This window comes from Saccharibacillus deserti, from assembly GCF_013618475.1.
Taxonomy (GTDB): Bacteria; Bacillota; Bacilli; order Paenibacillales; family Paenibacillaceae; genus Saccharibacillus; species Saccharibacillus deserti.
Window position 1 is genome coordinate 814163 of record NZ_JABJVN010000001.1, and the last position, 17665, is coordinate 831827.

At 55.5% G+C, this 17665-nt stretch carries 17 protein-coding genes; 13 read left to right on the plus strand and 4 right to left on the minus strand.

Translation table 11 applies throughout. The annotated features are described in order from the left end of the window. The first annotated feature begins 1 nt into the window (after window position 1). Window positions 2-673 carry a DUF1266 domain-containing protein gene (locus HOP44_RS03645; RefSeq protein WP_172250634.1) on the plus strand — a complete coding sequence of 224 codons (672 nt, stop codon included), beginning with the start codon at window positions 2-4 and terminating at the stop codon, window positions 671-673. A gap of 380 nt (window positions 674-1053) precedes the next feature. On the opposite strand, the gene HOP44_RS03650 is transcribed toward HOP44_RS03645, so the two are convergent. The 4 genes from HOP44_RS03650 to HOP44_RS03665 form a co-directional block, all read right to left on the minus strand. Then, entirely contained in the window at window positions 1054-3039 is a 1986-nt protein-coding gene (locus tag HOP44_RS03650) for a carboxypeptidase-like regulatory domain-containing protein (protein ID WP_172250636.1), read from the minus strand. Further along, complete coding sequence (locus tag HOP44_RS03655) at window positions 3029-3367, minus strand: hypothetical protein (RefSeq protein ID WP_172250638.1); 339 nt, start codon at window positions 3365-3367, stop codon at window positions 3029-3031. Before HOP44_RS03655 ends, HOP44_RS03650 begins: the two co-directional genes overlap by 11 nt. Next, complete coding sequence (locus tag HOP44_RS03660) at window positions 3364-3930, minus strand: sigma-70 family RNA polymerase sigma factor (RefSeq protein ID WP_246369557.1); 567 nt, start codon at window positions 3928-3930, stop codon at window positions 3364-3366. Before HOP44_RS03660 ends, HOP44_RS03655 begins: the two co-directional genes overlap by 4 nt. Before the next feature lie 170 nt (window positions 3931-4100). Next, the gene (locus HOP44_RS03665; RefSeq protein WP_172250640.1) at window positions 4101-5003 is read right to left on the minus strand and encodes an ArsR/SmtB family transcription factor; all 903 of its coding nucleotides are present in this window, start codon (window positions 5001-5003) and stop codon (window positions 4101-4103) included. A 274-nt stretch (window positions 5004-5277) separates the two neighbouring features. Here HOP44_RS03665 and HOP44_RS03670 point away from each other — a divergent pair, with 274 nt between their 5' ends. The 12 genes from HOP44_RS03670 to HOP44_RS03725 all read left to right on the plus strand — a co-directional run bounded on the left by HOP44_RS03670 (window position 5278) and on the right by HOP44_RS03725 (window position 17556). Next, a complete protein-coding gene (locus tag HOP44_RS03670) occupies window positions 5278-6537 on the plus strand; it encodes an extracellular solute-binding protein (protein ID WP_172250642.1) in 1260 nt (419 codons plus the stop codon). A gap of 127 nt (window positions 6538-6664) precedes the next feature. Continuing rightward, window positions 6665-7543, plus strand: a complete 879-nt coding sequence (locus HOP44_RS03675) for a carbohydrate ABC transporter permease (protein WP_172196438.1) — start codon at window positions 6665-6667, stop codon at window positions 7541-7543. A gap of 16 nt (window positions 7544-7559) precedes the next feature. After that, a complete protein-coding gene (locus HOP44_RS03680) occupies window positions 7560-8456 on the plus strand; it encodes a carbohydrate ABC transporter permease (protein ID WP_172251553.1) in 897 nt (298 codons plus the stop codon). Window positions 8457-8670: 214 nt separating this feature from the next. Beyond that, the gene (locus HOP44_RS03685; RefSeq protein ID WP_172250644.1) at window positions 8671-9651 is read left to right on the plus strand and encodes a glycoside hydrolase family 43 protein; all 981 of its coding nucleotides are present in this window, start codon (window positions 8671-8673) and stop codon (window positions 9649-9651) included. Window positions 9652-9839: 188 nt separating this feature from the next. After that, on the plus strand, window positions 9840-10622 hold the full coding sequence (locus HOP44_RS03690) for a TIM barrel protein (RefSeq protein WP_172250646.1): 783 nt from the start codon (window positions 9840-9842) through the stop codon (window positions 10620-10622). A 25-nt stretch (window positions 10623-10647) separates the two neighbouring features. After that, a complete protein-coding gene (locus tag HOP44_RS03695; RefSeq protein ID WP_172250648.1) occupies window positions 10648-11325 on the plus strand; it encodes a response regulator in 678 nt (225 codons plus the stop codon). Then, window positions 11322-12728, plus strand: a complete 1407-nt coding sequence (locus HOP44_RS03700) for a sensor histidine kinase (RefSeq protein ID WP_172250650.1) — start codon at window positions 11322-11324, stop codon at window positions 12726-12728. The genes HOP44_RS03695 and HOP44_RS03700 overlap by 4 nt, the downstream gene beginning before the upstream one ends. 129 nt (window positions 12729-12857) lie before the next feature. Next, window positions 12858-13976: an ABC transporter permease gene (locus HOP44_RS03705; RefSeq protein WP_172250652.1), complete on the plus strand. Its 1119-nt coding sequence runs from the start codon at window positions 12858-12860 to the stop codon at window positions 13974-13976. Beyond that, the gene (locus tag HOP44_RS03710; protein ID WP_172250654.1) at window positions 13973-14695 is read left to right on the plus strand and encodes an ABC transporter ATP-binding protein; all 723 of its coding nucleotides are present in this window, start codon (window positions 13973-13975) and stop codon (window positions 14693-14695) included. The genes HOP44_RS03705 and HOP44_RS03710 overlap by 4 nt, the downstream gene beginning before the upstream one ends. A 163-nt stretch (window positions 14696-14858) precedes the next feature. Continuing rightward, on the plus strand, window positions 14859-15704 hold the full coding sequence (locus HOP44_RS03715) for an endonuclease/exonuclease/phosphatase family protein (RefSeq protein WP_172250656.1): 846 nt from the start codon (window positions 14859-14861) through the stop codon (window positions 15702-15704). A gap of 198 nt (window positions 15705-15902) precedes the next feature. Beyond that, window positions 15903-16667: a TipAS antibiotic-recognition domain-containing protein gene (locus tag HOP44_RS03720; RefSeq protein WP_172251554.1), complete on the plus strand. Its 765-nt coding sequence runs from the start codon at window positions 15903-15905 to the stop codon at window positions 16665-16667. Beyond that, window positions 16651-17556: a DUF2268 domain-containing putative Zn-dependent protease gene (locus HOP44_RS03725; protein ID WP_172250658.1), complete on the plus strand. Its 906-nt coding sequence runs from the start codon at window positions 16651-16653 to the stop codon at window positions 17554-17556. Before HOP44_RS03720 ends, HOP44_RS03725 begins: the two co-directional genes overlap by 17 nt. The last annotated feature ends 109 nt before the right edge of the window (window positions 17557-17665 follow it).

Here is a 17665-nt window from a genome sequence, read left to right on the forward strand (position 1 = left end):
AATGGATGAGTATTCGTACCGCAGGGCGCTGCATTGGGCGGCGTCGCTCGGAGGCCCGCTGCTGGAAGAGCACGGGGCCAAACCGCCTTACGGCATGTATGAATGCGGCAAAGCCCGTTTGGATGCGGCCGGAATCCTCCGGAATCTTTGGCAGGTCGAAAATGCCGCAGACCTGCGGGAATTGGCGGAACGGTTCTGGTCGGGGCTCGACAATCCGGAGTTTCAGCAGATTCGGCTGTTCTTCAGCGGATTGACACGGGCGGAGCGTTCCTCCGATCTGGCAGCCCGGACGCCCGGAAGCGTGCGCGGCCGGGAAGGATACGTTGTCAATCTGTATATGGATCGCCTGCCGCCCGCGGGTATTGCCGCCTGGGACCTGGGCCGGCTTGCTTTTTATATCCGCTGCGCAAGGTTGGCGCGATATATCAACGAGCAGGAAGAAGCGGCCTACCTGCTGCACAATGCGGTCCGGGCCCGATTTTCTTACCGGAATTGGGCGGATTACGCGGTAGCTTATATGGCAGGGTGTCAATTCTCGCAAAAAGACTTGTCCGAGGAAGGGTCCGAGATCCGTCTGGGCCGTCTGCGCAGACTCCTGACCGGCCCGAAAAGTCCGTGGCGGGAGCTGGAATGGGACATCATCCTGCCCGAACCTCCGGCACTGCCGGAATAGACAGGAGTACGGAATAGCAGAGATCTGGCTCGGTACGACTCCGGCGTTGGAACTGCGCGGCTTGGGCCGGAACCGCCGCCGTACCTGGTACCGCAGCCGCCCAATGACGCGCCGGGACATCGTCCTGATTTGCGCAGTACTGATCTCGGCCGCCGCGTTTACGATGACGTTCCGGGACGGTTCGAGATTCTATAATCCGTTTTTGTAATGCTTGCATTCGGAGAGCCAACATCGGCAGAGAATTCAAAAACCGCCCGTACACGGATGTACGGGCGGTTTTTTGGCATACGGTTGATTTCTGCAAGCGGGCGGCTTCGACCTGCTCTGCATAAAGAGTCCGTGTTGGCGCAAACCGAGACCGTTTTAATCATAGGCGGGAATCAGCGAATATTCGTCAGCGCTTCGACAAACGCATCGATCGACGCCGATCCAGCAGGGGTTGGAGGAAGAGAAGCGAGCGGATCGGCAGCCCGGTTTTGTGCGAATTCGTCCAGCGATGTCCGCAGTCGGGTATCGAAAGCGGCGGCATCGCCGCCTGCCGAGCGTTCGCTAAGCATTGTATTCAGCAGATTCGGCCAACCGCGGCCGCCCTGCTCGTAACCCAGTTCGGGATAACGCCGGGCCAGCTCGAGGGCTTCGCCGAGCGTGCGTCCTTCCTGCAGCTGCGCTGCCAGATACAAGCCGACAAACCGATGGCCCGGATCGTCCGGCAGTGTTTGTTCGAACTCTTGAACAGCCTCGCCCGCACGGCTCCGGTAAAACAGCGAGGCGGCATGCAGGGAGCGGAGATAGGGCTCGATCTGTCCACCGTTCAGACGAATATACCGCTCATAATAATGTTCGTACGCGTCCCAATCCGCTTCTTCATACAGAAGGCTCAGCATCCGCTCGGCTTCCTGGGGCGCAGAGACGCCTGCCGTCAGACGTTCCAGCAACGGCAGCAGTTCCTTTTTTGCCTCGGTATCGTGCGAAATTTCGACGTTGGACAGTATCAGGCGTGCCCTCATCCGCAGCGCATGGATATTCCGCGGGTCGCTCTCGGCTTCCTGCCGATACTGCTCGAGAGCTTGACTAAGCCGGCCCTTCAGCAGCAGCCGATCCGTGCCGCTCAGCTCCCGCTGTTTCAGATAGAAGAAAGGCAGATGGTTCGTTTGTTCCGGATTCAGCCGGTAACCCGAACTTTCGCTGAGAGCCCGTCCTTCGGCATCGTAAGCCCGAACCAACCAGGAGAAGCGGGCGTTCGGATTCATGTAAGCGAGCAGGTAGTTCGGATCCGCATCTTCCCATTTCCCGGAATCGGGAAGGGTGGAAGCGCCGGGAGTGGCGTACAGTTCTTCGATGGGCAGCGACAGACGATTTTCCGGGATCCGGCTGCGAATTACCGTGCCGGTGCCCGATAATCCGTTCCTGTCGGGGATAAAGCCGGTCATGTCGTAATACGCGGCGCCTTGCACGGGCGTCCAGCGGAATTCGACCGTATCTTCGGTCAGCTTCTGTCCGTTGACCGGAGACTGAAGTTCGATCAGAGGCCGCAGCGTCAGATTTTTCGAGAGATTCCGACCCTGCTTGATTTCGATCCAGTCGTCCCATTGAACCGGGCGGCTCCGGCCGTCCACCTGTTCGTAGTCCAATCCGAGTTCGACCTGGTAAAAGCCGGGAGCGACATTGCGGATTTCAAAATTTCCGTTCGGGTCGGTGACGGTTTGATAAGGATCGTTCTGCTCCGCCGATTCCGATCCCTCTTCGCCGAGCAGGTAAATGCCGGCACGCCGCACGGGTGAGCCGTCCCGATCTATCAATTTGCCGCTGAATGTCGACGCAGCGGGCGTTTTCCCGTGCGCTTGCGTTGACGGTTCGCGCTTCGCCAGTTCCTGCTGCAGTTTCTGTGCGTCCGCGTGTCCGTCAAGGTCAAGCCGGTCCGCTGTCCGCTCCAGCATCCGGTTTGCTTCTTCGGCTTGGCCGAGCGCGTCATATTCGTAAGCCAGCTGGTTCGCAGCGCGCAGCAGCGTATCGCCCGGCGGTCCGCTGCCGACGTACAGCTCAAGCAGCGGCAGCCGGTCTTCCGGCGTCAACGGCGCGGGATTGCCGTCGTCCGATTGCATCATCGCCCGGGGGCCGAGCCGGACGTCGAACGTATAAGGCTCATAGGCGGAAGGGAGGATCGCAAATTCGGCGATCCGCTCCAGCTTGTCCGCTCCGGACGCTGCTTCGATTTTTTCCAACATCCGGGCGCGGATCGCTTCCGGCGTCTGCGAAGCCTGGTAGCGGTCGACGGCACCCGGAATCCACAAGGCGGCGGCAGTCAGCAGAAAAACCGGAACGAGCACGTACACGACCAAATGTTTGACTTTTATTTTAATTTTCAAGGCGGTCCACCTCGTTTCGGTACGTATCGCTCCAGTAGATGCTTCCTCCGACCTCGATCAATTCGCGCTGCCCGGCAGCAGGATGCGGACTCTGCAGGGTATACGACAGCACGGGAAGAGCGGCGAGCAGCAGCAAAGCGGCAGTTCCGCCCATCAGACTTGCAGGGTTCAGCACCCATTCCAGCTCGCGGTTCCACAGGGCATGCAGCCGCGTTCTTCGCGGGGCGGGATGCGTGCGCTTCAGCACGGCCTCCTGTCCTGCAAACGTATGGAGCTTCAGCTCCTCGTCCAATTTTCGTTTGACCGCGCTGCGTTCCGTTTCCTTCATGTCGGTTCCTCCTTTTCCAAGATCCTTTTGAGCATCCTGCGTCCCCGTGCCAGTCTGGATTTGACCGTGTTTTCTCCGGATTCGAGCAGCTCGGCTATTTCCTTTATACTCAGCTCGTCGAAATAGTAGAGCACCACACTTTCCCGGTACGGGTAATCGAGCCGGCCTACCGCTTCCGCCAGACGGCCTTGTTCCCAATGCGCCATCACGATATCGTCGGCGCCGGCCGAGACGGTTGCCGGGTCGGCGGGAAGATCGCCGGGCATTCCGCCCGGAAGCAGATGCCGCCAGCTCCAGGTCCGCTGCCTCATCCGGCAGCGGTTGACGACGATCCGGATCAGCCAGGACTTCAGTTTGGCCGAATCATGAAGCTGTCCGATTTTCAGATAAGCCTGGACAAAAGCATCCTGAACCGCTTCTTCCGCCGTCTGCCGGTCCCGTACTAGCAGGGAAGCCGTTCGCAGGAGCAGGTCGCCGTACCCGTCCATCAGCTCCCGAAGGGCCGATTCTTCCTGGTTTTTCAGTCTATCGATAAGATCCAGATGGGATACCCCCTTTACCAATAAGATGCGGGCTGCGAGCAATAGGTTGCAAAAAGAGGGAGATAAACAAAATTCATCTAAGATGAGTTGTTTTTAACGAAAAATCCCGTTCACCCGCATGAAAATGCAGGGAACGGGATATAAAAATGAACATATAACGTTTTTGGCGTACATCGTTCCAAATTTTTCGCTTACAGGTAGTACATTTTGAACAAAATATCCTGATTATGATTGCCGAATTTCTTGCCGAAGATGGTGGCTCCGCCGACGTTCTTGGCGTCTTCCTTGACTTCGATCCGCAGCGTCCAGCGGTCGCAGCTCGTATCGAGGTCGGCAATCGAGATATCCGACATCGGATCGCCGTCGACGTAGGTGCCGTGCCCGGTAATCCGGATTGTTTTGAGCAGGCCGTACTGGTTGAGATTATGCGGCCACCAGTCGGGCGTCAGCTTGCCCCGGGTGTCGGCGAAATCGCCGGGACTGGTCCAGGTCCCAAGTTCGATCCCGTTCAGCGTAAAAGTAAGGTCCGAAGGCCAAACGTCGTTGGAGAAAGGGAATTCCGAAGAAAGTTCCATACTGATCTCGAACTGCTGGAGTTTTTCTTCTTTTTTGAGAAAGTTCGCGACATTGTACTGCACGAATCCCTGCGTAAACCACAGGATTTCCGCGTCCATCCGTTTCGGGTCCATAAAATATTTGGGTTCGTCGACCGGCCCGATAAAGTCTTTGTCCGATGCAAGCCCGCAGGTCGGTTTGAGATCGAAATCGGTGTAGTGACCGACGGGCACGGAAGTTTCGTACGAATCGAAAGAATGGAAAATCTTTTTGGGGAAATTGATTTCGATGTGGTCGACTTTCAGGATGGAGAGTTTCTGGAGACCCGATTTGCCGGGAACTTTCTCCGTTTTGATAATACCGGCGTCTTCGAGTTTCTTGATGTGCTTGATCACAATCGGACTGCTGATCTTCAATTCGGCGGCCAGTTCCTTGATGTTCATTTTGTTTTTGGACAGCAGCTGAATAATCTTGATACGAACATCGCTGGCAAGCGCTTCATAGACGACAAGAGAGGAGTGATCGATTTCCAACTGCATTTTATCCCACTTCTTTCGCTTGGTTTCATTAAACGGGCCGCGAGGGCCTTTGAATGAGCATATAATACCATAAAGATTATTAACCTGTACATAAATTAATGAAAGAGGTATTTTCAAAGCAAAAGAGCGGTTACATCTCGATATTAAGTAAACTTATTTGTTACTTAAGGCCGATAATTTTGTTTTAAGTTTATAAAAAAGTTATTGACACCGTTTTCAGCTTGGGGATATACTAAACTCGAGTTAAGGGTTCATACGACAGGAGGAGAATAGATTGAAAAGAAAATTGGGGGCCTTAGTAACAGGTTTCGCACTTACCGCATCGCTGCTGGCAGGCTGCGGGAACAGCAACGCCAACGACCCGAATACCATTACGTTTTGGACACCACTGACAGGCGAAGACGGCGCGTATATGGACAACCTGGTCAAAGCCTACAACGATACCAACCCGGCCGTTAAGGTCAAACACGTCGTAACGGCGGATATGTACACGAAGATCTCCACGGTGCTGAGTTCCGGCAAAGGCGTACCCGATCTGGCCATCATTCACGCGGACCGCGTACCGGGGTATGTGAAGCAGAATCAGCTCGAAGCCATGACGACGGTTATGCAAGCGCAACCAGAACTGAAAGAAGACAACTTCCTTCCGCAGGCCTGGGGAGCGGGCAACATCGACGGTACGCAGTATACGATTCCGCTCGATATTCACGCCAACGTTATGTATTACAACAAGGATCTGCTGGCCAAATACGGCGCGGAAAGCTTCCTTGACGATAACAATGTAACGATCGACGAAATCCTGAGCCTCAAAGGCAAACTCGATAAAGGCGATTACGTCGTCAACGATGCGCTGCTCGGCTGGGCGATGCTCGGACAGATCCAGAACCTGAACGGCGATATTCAAAAAGACGGCAAGCCTGCGGTCGATACGCCGGAAATGAAAACGGCCATCGAAGATGTGAAAAAAATCAACGATGCCGGTCTGATGACTCCGTTCGGCGAAGACGGTTACCTGATGTTCCAATCCGGCAATGTTCTGTTCTCGACGGACGGCACTTGGAGTTCCACGGCGCATGCTTCGGTTAAGAACCTCAACTTCGGTGTCACGAACGTGTACTCCGCCAGCCCGGACAAGTTCACCAACCGTTCTTCTTCCCACTTGTTCGCGATGTTCAACAACGAGAAGCGTTTGGACGAGAAGGAAAAAGGCATCGCTTCGTTCCTCGAATTCATTCGTGCTAACTCGGTTGAATGGGCAAAAGCCGGCCAGATCCCTGCCAGCAAGCAGGTTGTGGAAAGCCCGGAATTCTCGGAGTATATGCAGTCGTTCTTCACGAAGGATGAAAAAGAGATCGAATCTCTCTACATCTATACGTACGAATACTACCCGTATATCGCGGAAGCGGTAGACAAGTATGTCGGCGATCTGGTTCGCGGCAATCTGCCGATCGACGAAGGACTGAAAACGATGCAAAAAGAAGTCGAAGACAAGATTGCGGAATCGAACGGCGCCGCAGCCAAATCCGGCGAATAAGCTTGGACGTTTCGGAAAAGATATGCCCTTCGGGGCATATCGCTTTTTCCGGGCCTCCGGCGATTGTGTACGAAGCCTTGAACCGGATCGAAGATCCGGGCAGTCTTGAGAGGAGAACTGAAAGCCTATGAAAAAGAAACTGAATCTGGCACCCGTGTTCTTTGTGGGACCGCATCTGATCTTGTTCCTCGTATTTGTCGTCATTCCGACGATTTACGGTATTTATGCTTCGTTCACGCAGTGGAACCTGGCCGGCTCGCCGAACTGGGTAGGGTTTTCCAACTACAGCACGATTCTGTTCGACACGACGTCGACGTTCCATACGCAGTTTTTTAACGGTCTCAAAAATACCCTGCTGTTCGTCTTGTTCACCGTACCTCCGCTCATCGTGCTTCCTTTGATGATCGCGGTGGCGCTGTCGCACAAGAAACTCAAGGGCAAAACGTTTATTCAATCCGTACTTTATGTACCGGGTCTGATCTCCATTTCGGCATCGGCGCTGATCTTTACGCTGATCTTCAACAAACAGCTCGGCATCACCGGCAATGTGTTCGGTTCCACGATTGCCTGGGCGACGCATCAGCCTTACGCCTGGATCACTATTATTCTGTTGACCATCTGGGGCGGTATCGGCGGCAATATGATTATCTATCGCGCTTCGATCAGCGGAGTGTCCGAAGAATTGTACGAATCGGCGGAGCTTGACGGCGCCGGTCCGATCCGCAAATTTTTCAGCATCACACTGCCTTCGATCAATTTCCCGTTAATCTATACGTTCGTCATGACGACTGCCGGTGCATTCAACGTCTTCGGCCAGCCGCTGATGATGACCGACGGCGGTCCCCAGCAGAGCACCTCGGTGCTTATGATGTATATTCGCCAGCTCGCATTCGGCAGCGGCGAATCGATCGCGGGGATGGCATCGGCGATGGCGGTCCTGCTCGGCCTGGTGATTCTGGTCATTTCGGCCCTGCAATATTACGTCATGAACCGCAACGCAAACTGATTAGGAGGAGTGCATGATGTCAAACCAGGTAATGAATTTGGATAAAAGCGCAGTGGCCGTCGGCCGCAAGCGCACGAAAGTCAGCGTCTCGCAGGTCGTGGCCTATGTATTCCTCGGACTGCTTTGTCTGATCTGGATTGTTCCGGTTATCTTCGGGGTTACGACCTCTTTCCGTTCACAAACCGAAGTGGTCAGCGCCGGATTCCGGCTGCTTCCGGTCAACTGGATCATGGACAATTATACCGCGATTCTGGAAAATACGTCGACCGCCCCGATCCTGCGCTGGTTGACCAACTCGGTCGTCATCGCGACATCGCATACGCTGCTGGTTGTCGTCGTTATCTCCCTGACAGGCTACGGCTATGCACGGATGAAATTCAGAGGACGGAACGTTCTGTTTTTCACGCTGCTGGGGATTTCTTTCTTCCCGGGCGTCGTTAACCTGATTCCTTCCTACAAGATCATTGACGCTCTCGGTTGGGTTAACACATCATGGGCGATGATTATCCCGGGCCTTGCCGGCATGGGTAACATCTTCCTCGTCCGGCAGTTTATGCTGGGCATCCCGAAAGACCTGGACGAATCCGCCAAAGTCGACGGAGCCAGCGACTTCCGTATTTATTTCTCGATCATGCTGCCGCTGATCAAGCCGGTTCTGATCGTCTGTGCGCTGTTCTCGTTCACCGGTTCTTGGAACGACTTCCTGTGGCCGGTTATCGTCTACACCGATGTCGACAAGATGCCGGTTACCGCGGGTCTCCTGCTGCTGCAGGACATTTACGGCAACTACCGGATGATCGGACAGCTAATGGGCTCCGCGATTCTGGCGATTATCCCGACGCTTGCCCTGTTCCTGTTCGCACAGAAGTACTTTGTTCAGTCCATTAACCTGAACTCCGGCATCAAGGGTTAAGCAAACTTGTTAAGAGCTTTGTTTATGCTTGAGGTTTATATGAACTTTTGATCGAAGATTTAATGCTTGTCTCATTTTCAGCATTTTTAAAGCCCCACCCCAAAACATACAGAACTTGAATGGCCGAATTCGGCCGGTCCCGCAGCGTCCCACCGCGTGTCCCTCCGGCCGGCCGAGCTTCGGCGATATCAAGTCCGAATAGGAGCCACCGACCATGACAACCTACAACCTACCCAATCCGCTGATCGAGCAGCGGGCCGATCCTTTTATCTGCAAACATACCGACGGCTTCTATTATTTTATCGCTTCGGTTCCGGAATACGACCGTATCGAGCTGAGACGCGCATCCACGCTTGCAGCACTGCAGGAAGCCGAAGTCAAGAATATCTGGTACAAACATGGCAGCGGCCCGATGAGCGCCAATATCTGGGCTCCCGAAATCCATTACATCAATGAGAAATGGTATGTCTACTTTGCCGCGGCGCATACGTCCGAGACGAAAGAAGGCTTGTTCGACCATCGCATGTTCGTTCTCGAAAACGATTCCGTTAATCCGCTGGAAGGCCAGTGGGTCGAAAAAGGCCAGGTCAAAACCAAATGGGAATCGTTCGCGCTGGATGCGACAACGTTCGAACATCGCGGAATCCGCTATTATGTCTGGGCGCAAAAAGATCCGGAGATTGCGGGCAACTCCAATCTGTATATTTCCGAAATGGAAAATCCGTGGACGCTGCGCGGCGAGCAGGTCTGCATCTCCACACCGGAATACGATTGGGAAAAAATCGGATTCCTCGTCAACGAAGGAGCGGCCATTCTCAAAAGGAACGGCCGGATCTTCATGACGTTCTCCGGCAGTGCCACCGACCATAATTATTGTATGGGGTTGCTGACCGCCGACGAAGACAGCGACCTGCTGGATCCGAAGTCGTGGGTGAAGTCGCCCGCTCCGGTCTTCCAAACGTGCGAAAAAAGCGGCCAGTATGGACCCGGACACAACAGTTTTACCGTCTCGGAAGACGGAACGCTCGATCTGCTTGTTTATCACGGCAGAAGCTACAAGGAAATCGTCGGCGATCCGCTGTACGATCCCAACCGCCATGCCCGTGTGCAGGTCATTCATTGGAACGAAGACGGAACGCCGAACTTCGGTACGCCGAGACCCGACACTTCGGCCGAACCTTTGGCCCGTTTGTAAGGAACGGCCGCCGGAGACTTACCCGCATATGAACCGCCTGTTCGCTCGAGAAATGTCTATTCTCAAGCGAACGGGCTTTTTTTCTTTTCTTTTTGTATGCCGGGCGTCTTTTCGCTAAGATAGGAACAGAACGGCCGATATTCGGTCTTAAGAGAAAGCTCAAATTGGAGTTCAGGAGGCGGATACGGATGAGTCAGGGGATTCGACTGAAAGGCGGGATCGACGACAAAAGCTTCAATAATCGTCTCGATTACGACCCGGAGATTGTGGAGTTGTATTTGACGGAACAGGATATGGCGAATACGGAGCTGATCCGGCAGCGGGTACGCGAACTGCGCAGGCGAGGAATCGGTGCGTATATGCATCATCCTTCCAAATATCGGGGAGCGTACTTGGATATTTCGAGCGAGGAGCCCGGCATGTACCGATTCTACCGGGAATCGACGGCGGAGCTGCTCGAAATCTGCAGGCAGGAAGGATCGAAATGCGTCATTCATGCCCATTACGTGGGGATGGGAGGAGCTCCCGCCGACCGTGCGAGTTCGATCCGGCTGAGAGAAGCGATCGGCGCCATTCCCGGTTACGACAGCGGTCTGCTGCTCTGGGAAGATTCGACCGAAGGGCTGTTCTGCTACAGCAACCCGCACCTGATCGACGAAGTGATTGTGCCGCTGAAACTTCCGCTGAACGTGGACGTCAGTCATACCTTTATCGGCTTTCGCGGCGATAACGACAAACTGTGCGAAGTGCTGGAGCGTACGGCTCCTTATGCGCGTTATTATCACTTGGTGGACAGCATGGGAGAGAGGCACGATTCGCTGCCGCTTGGCTCGGGACGGATCGATTGGAAGCGGGTCAAGCCGTTTGTGGAAGGGAAAGACTATATTTTCGAGATCAATCTGAGCGGGGATCATACCGACTGTTCGCCGATGGTGGAGAGCGGAGTCTTTTTTGCGGAGATCGGGTCTTGAGCGAAGCGCTCGGGAGGAATCCATAGTGAAAAAAGTGCTGATTGCCGACGACGATGCCCATGTCCGTACACTGCTGCGGACGGTGCTGACCCAGGAAGGGTACCGGGTTATCGAAGCGAAGGACGGAGACGAAGCGGCGCGTCTGCTGGAACAATCTTCGGTTGACCTGGCTGTGCTCGACGTGATGATGCCGGGAGTGAACGGGCTCGATCTATGCACGGAGATCCGCAGCCTGTACGATATTCCCGTCATTCTGCTGACTGCACGCGAGCAGCTGGCGGACAAGGAAGCCGGCTATGCGCACGGCACGGACGATTATATTACCAAACCGTTCGAGCCGAGAGAACTTCTGTTTCGCATGAATGCGTTATTCCGCCGCTATTCGCTCGCCTCAAGCGAAAAGATCAAGTTGAACCGCGTAACGATCGACCGGCAGAACCACGAAGTAACGGACGGGGAAACGACGCTGCTGCTGCCGCTCAAAGAGTTCGAGCTGCTGGCGCAGTTGGCCCAGTATCCCGGCCGTCTGTTCGAACGCGGAGATCTGATCCGTCTGGTCTGGGGAGCCGACTATGAAGGAGACGAGCGGACGGTCGATGTGCATATCAAACGTCTGCGCCAGCGGTTTGCCGATCATTCGGACGATTTCACGATCCGAACGGTCCGGGGCATCGGCTATAAGTTGGAGGTGCCGCGCAAATGAACAAGCCGTCGGGCCTTGGTCGCCTGGGCAAAAGTCTCTATATGCGGGTCTGCCTGACGACGCTGCTGGTCGTTGCGGTCAGCGCGCTGCTTGGGTTCCTTGTCTCCAATGTGCATTATCATACCCGGCTCAAGCCGTTTAACGATGCCAAGCTGACGAAGATTGCCTACGAAGTCAAACGGATGGCGGAGCTTCGCCCCGGCGATGCCGACGCTTACCTGGACAATGCGGCGGCACTCGGCTATGAGCTGTACGTCACCGACGGCGAAGGTCAAGAAGGTTTTTACGGCCGGGAATTCCGGGCGCTTGATCTGGATCGGGACGCCGTGACCCGGGTTGCCGCCGGAGGCGAGTACCACGGGGTAGCCGAGTTTCCGAACCGGCCGTTTATTACGGGTTTTTTCGATAATCGGCTCAGCAATACGGTAGGTGTTCCGATGGAATGGAGAGGACGTCCTTCCGCGCTGTTTCTGCGCCCGGACGTCATTTTGCAGTTCGGCGAACTGCGCAGTTTCTTCGCCATGATCGGACTGCTGACCGTTGCGTTCAGTATCGGACTGTTTCTGATTGCGACCCGCTATCTGGTCAAGCCGATTACCCGGATGACCGAGGCTACACGCAGAATCGCGGACGGCCGTTACGATATCGAGCTGCCGACCCGGCGCAGCGACGAGATCGGCCAACTCGCCGGCCATTTTATGACGATGAGCCGAAGTCTCTCGAGGGCGGAAGAATCGCGCAGGGAATTTGTCGCCAACGTTTCGCACGAGATCCAATCGCCGCTGACATCGATTCAGGGGTTCGCATCGGAGTTGGCCGCGGCCGGTCTGCCCGACGAGCAGCGTCTGCGTTTCGCTTCGATTATCGGAGAAGAAAGCCGCAGGCTGTCGGCGCTCGGCCGTCAGCTTCTGCTGCTGTCATCGCTCGATCGGATAGAAGAAGGTCTTATTCGCAGTCCGCTCCAATTGAAAGCGGAGATCCGGCGCGCCGTTGACGTACTGGAATGGCAGCTCAGCGAGAAAGGGTTGGCGCTGCGTTTGTCCGTGCCGGAAAATCTTGCGGTGATGGGCGATGCGACCCTGCTCGATCAGGTCTGGATTAATCTGCTGTCGAATGCGGTGAAGCATATCCCCGAAGGCCGTTCGATTTCGGTGACGGCGGAGGAGGACGGCGATATGTGCGTGCTGCGTTTCGCGGATACGGGCAGCGGCATCCCTGCGGAGAAACTGCCGCTGCTGTTCGATCGGTTCTACCGGGCAGATCCGTCCCGTACCGACGGAGGCAGCACGGGCCTGGGCCTGGCCATCGCCAAGAAAATTGTGCTGCTGCATGGAGGGACGATTGCGGCGGAGAGCGAACCCGGCCGGGGTTCGACCTTTATCGTTTGGCTTCCGAAATTGTAATTTGGCGTTCATACTCCGTTCATTTTCCGGCCCTACACTTGGGGAACAGGATAGAAATCTGTCGTTCGGGCCAAGAAGCCGACAGCGAACCGCTTCTCGGCCCGACCGGAAAACAGGAGGAAGAACAAGATGTTTTTGGCGCTGCGGGAAATACGTTTTTCCAAAACGCGGTATGTGCTGATCGTAGCCATTATGCTGATGGTCTCGTTTCTGGTTTTGTTCGTGACAGGGCTTGCCAACGGTCTGGGCAATGCGACTTCTTCGGCGATACGCAATATGCCGGCCGATCATTTTATCGTGCAGCAAGATTCGGATGACCGCTTCGCGCGCTCCGAACTTCATGCGGAGCAGGTGAAGCAGGCACAGGCGATCGCGGGAACCGAAGGAGCCCAGCCGCTGGGAGTTCGGATGACTACCGTCACACGGGAAGGGACCGAAGGGCGGATCGATATCGCGCTGTTCGGCGTACAGGCGGAGAGTTGGCTGGTACCGGAAACGGTAGAAGGCCAACCGCTGAGCACGGCCGCCGCAGGAGAGGTATTGGCCGACCTTGATCTGAAAAAGTCCGGCGTCAAAATCGGCGATACGATGGTGGACGGAGCGACAGGTTTGAAATGGACAGTGGGCGGATTTACGGAAAATCGTTCGTACAGCCATATGCCCGCGGTATGGATGAATGAAAAAGACTGGGCGGCTTACCGCTCCGAGCTGATGGCCGCCCGCGGCGGCGAAACCGATACGGCTTACAATGCGATTGCGCTCCGGATCTCGAACGCGCAGGCGGATCAGCTGCGCAACGCGGTGCCGGATGCCGATGTGATCAGCCAATCGCAGGCCATCTCCGCGATTCCGGGGCACAAAGCCGAACAATCTTCGCTGCTGATGATGATCGTCTTCCTCTATGTCATCTCGGCCTTTGTGCTGGCGGTGTTTTTCTATGTCATTACGATCCAGAAAACCGCCCAGTTCGGTATTCTTAAAGCGATCGGCGCGAAGACCCGATACTTAGCCGGCAGCGTGATCGCGCAGGTGCTGGTGCTGTCGGTGGGCAGTCTGGCTGTCGGGGTAGGATTGGTTCTGATCATGAAATCGATGCTGCCGGCCGCTATGCCGTTTTCGCTGGGAGCCGGAACGATCGCGCTCAGCTGCGGGCTGTTCCTGGGCGTGGCTCTGCTCGGCGGGCTCGCTTCAGTTGTCAAAGTCGCCAAAACGGATGCGCTGGATGCGATAGGGAGGGCTGGAGCATGAATCATCGGATCGCTGCGGCGGTGCAGGCCAAGCCTGCCGCCGTACAGACCAAATTGAATCTGAGCGGAGTGTCGCATACGTATGGGGACGGCGAATCCGTACTCACTGTACTGGACAATTTGTCCTGTTCGGTAGCGGCCGGCGAATTGGTCGCCGTAGTCGGACCTTCGGGCTCCGGCAAGAGTACGTTCCTGTCGATTGCCGGTGCGCTGCTCACGCCGACCCGCGGGGAAGTCTCGATTGGCGGACGCAGCCTGGCCGGCATGAACGAACGTCAGCTCGCCGATTTAAGGCTGCATGAGATCGGGTTCATTTTCCAGGGGGCGAATTTGCTGCCGTATCTGAAAGCGGAAGAGCAGCTTCGCTTCGTGGCGAGGCTTGGACGGGCGGACAAAGCCCAGGCGGCGCGCCGGGCGGACGAGCTGCTGGAACGGCTCGGCCTGTCGGAACGCCGGAAGCATTATCCGGACAAGCTGTCCGGCGGAGAGCGTCAGCGCGTTGCCGTCGCCCGGGCGCTGATGAACGATCCGTCGGTGATCCTGGCCGACGAGCCGACAGCGAGCCTCGATGCGGACCGCGGCCGGGATGTCACGCGGCTGCTCGCCGAACGCGTCAAAGCCGAAGGCAAAGCGGGAATCATCGTCACGCACGATGAACGTATTCTGTCCTACTGCGACCGCGTCCTGCGCTTGGAAGCCGGACGGCTGCGCGAAGAATAACCGTTAAAGGAAAGCGCTTTGCGCTTTCTTTTTTGGTTTGGACTCGCCAAAATAAAAAGAAAGGGATATCATTTACACATAGAAACGTTTCGAATCAGAAAGACTTTCAACCGTTCAACAGCGCTTCGAAATGTTCCAACGAAATTTTCGGGAGGACGAAACCATGGATCAAACATCGGGTACCGATTCGAAGGCCGGCGGGCCGATCGAACTGACAATCATGACTTTCAATCTGAGAACGCATACGGCAAACGACGCCGGCAACGAATGGGTGCAACGTGCGCCTTGGGCGGCGGAAACGATCCAAGCCCATACGCCGTCGTTTGTCGGGGTACAGGAAGCCTACCTGCTCATGCTGGACGATCTGCAGCGCGAGCTTTCGGATTATGCCTGGATCGGCGAAGGCCGATGGGGCGGGACGGAAGACGAGGCCTGTGCCATTTTCTATCGCCGGGATGAATTCGAGGTCGTCGGCCAGGGGCAGTTTTGGTTGTCCGAGACGCCGCAGACGGTCGCTTCGCTGGGTTGGGACAGCGATTATCCGCGCATCTGTACCTGGGGCCGCTTCCTGCATCGCGCTTCCGGCCGGGAGATCCGCGTATACAATACGCATTTCGACCATATCGGCGAACAGGCGCGGATCGAAGGCGCCAAGTTGGTCGCCTCGGTGATGCTGCGTCACGATCGGGAGTTTCCCGGCAGCGCGTCCGTGCTGATGGGCGATATGAACGGAGGGCCTTCCGACGCTCCGCTGCGCTATCTGCGCGGCGAGCTCGCGGAACCCGGCGATATTCCGGCGCTGCAGGATGCGTACGGCAGACTGGAAGGTCCTTCGGGCCGGACGTTCCACGATTTCCTCGGCGGCCTCGAAGGCGAACCGATCGATTATATCTTTGCGTCCGCGCAGCTTCAGGTGCGGCGCAGCCTGATCGACCGCCGCGACTTCGGAGGCAAATATCCTTCCGATCATTATCCGCTTGTCGCGGAACTGACCTACGGACCGGTTTGACCCCCGCGGCCGTGGACTCCTGCTCGGATCGCCCGTTCATGCGATGAACGATCCCGAATTTGCAGAAGCCGTCCGGCTTTCCCGCTTCCCGTCCTGCGCTTGATGCGTAGAAACGGGAAGTTTTGTTTTGTTCAAAAAGAAGCTTGACCCTCACGCTGCGTGAGGCTTTATCCTGAGATCAGAAAGGAGGCGGACGACATCGCATGGAAAGTCAAAGAAGTCTCGCAGCTTGCGGGCATCAGTATCCGTACGCTGCATCATTATGATGAACGGGGTCTGCTGAAACCTCAGGCATTATCGGAAGCGGGCTACCGGCTGTATGCCGACACCGATCTGGAACGGCTGCAGCAGATTTTGTTTTTTCGGGAGCTTGGTTTTTCGCTCAAAGAAATCGGCCGTATCCTGGACAATCCCGCTTTTGACCGGCTGGAAGCTTTGGAGATGCAGCGGCGGATGCTGACCGACAAGATGGAGTCGACACGCCGGATGATCGCGAATATCGACCGAACGATCCAACATGCCAAAGGAGAGATTACGATGACTAACGAACAGCGGTTCGAAGGAATCGATTTTACGAACGATCCTTACGAACAAGAAGCGCGCGAACGCTGGGGAGACGCCGCAGTCGACGACTCCAAAGAAAGGTTGGCGACCCGGACTCCGCAGATGAGCGCCAAACTGCAGCGGGAGTGGGAAGAACGGATGCGTGCCTTGGCCGAAGTCCGGCGTGAAGATCCTGCTTCGCCTCATGCGCAGCAGCAGATCGGACAGTGGTATACGTTTTTGCACAACTTCGGTACGTATTCGTACGAAGCTTTTGCGGGATTGGGACAAATGTATGTGCAGGATGAACGCTTTGCACAAAATATCGACAAGTATGGGGTAGGCTTGGCGGCTTTTATGAGTGAAGCGATAGACGTGTATGTCGGAAACCAAGGAATCCGCGATGAAAATCGAAATTGAAGATACGATTAAGCAGTATGAGACTTGTTTCGCACTGCCCGAAGAGAAACGGCCCGACTATTTCCGATTTGCTATGATGGGGCCATTCGAGCAGATGTGGAACAGAATTAGCGTCCCCCTTCGGACTCCGATTCCCGGAGGCTACGACGTGGTAATGGCCGCGAATATGCTGGGCTACCTAACGCTTTCCGATTCGGAGAAAGGACTGCGGGCGCTGGAAGAAATGAAGCGGATGCAGGCGATGGAAACGGTTCGACGCGCGTTGAATGACTGTGTTCTTTTTATCGGGCAGGCTGGCATGCGTATTAAAGAAGATGAATTGAAGTTTGGCCTGTATATTGCGGACCCCGAAAAATTGAAGCTGCAGAAAAGTTACTGTGGTTTCGGCGGCATTCCCGGTTTCATACAAGTTTCTATTTTTCCAAATGCCTATAACAAATCCAGGCTCCCGGCTATTATCGCGCACGAGTTCAATCATAATCTGCGATTCTCGCATGTTGCCTGGAATCATGGGAATGTGACGGTCGGCGATTATTTGGTCATTGAAGGGCTGGCGGAATGTTTCGCGGAAGAACTGTACGGGGCTGATCGACTCGGCCCGTGGGTAGAGGACGCGCAAAAGGGAGGGAGTGATTTCGAGCGCAGCGTGTCTATTTTCGTCGAGGCACTCCATGTCAAAGGATTTTCGGAAGTGGCAGGCTTTATGTTTGGAGACGAAATTGCGCTGGAACAAGGTTATGAGCCTGTCGGCCTGCCTGCGTTCGCCGGCTACGCCGTAGGTTACGCGACAGTGCGAGCCTTTTTGAAACGTACAGGCGTCAGCATAGCTGAAGCTTCGATCATGAGTACGGAAGAGATTATTTGGGAGAGCGGATTTTTTAGGCTATAATAAACGCGTGAAAAAAAGTTCGAACGAATGAACGAATTGCCTCTGCACTTTGAACACTTAAACCAGGTGAATCGGGACCCCCGTATGCGAATCTGCGATCGTTTTTTAA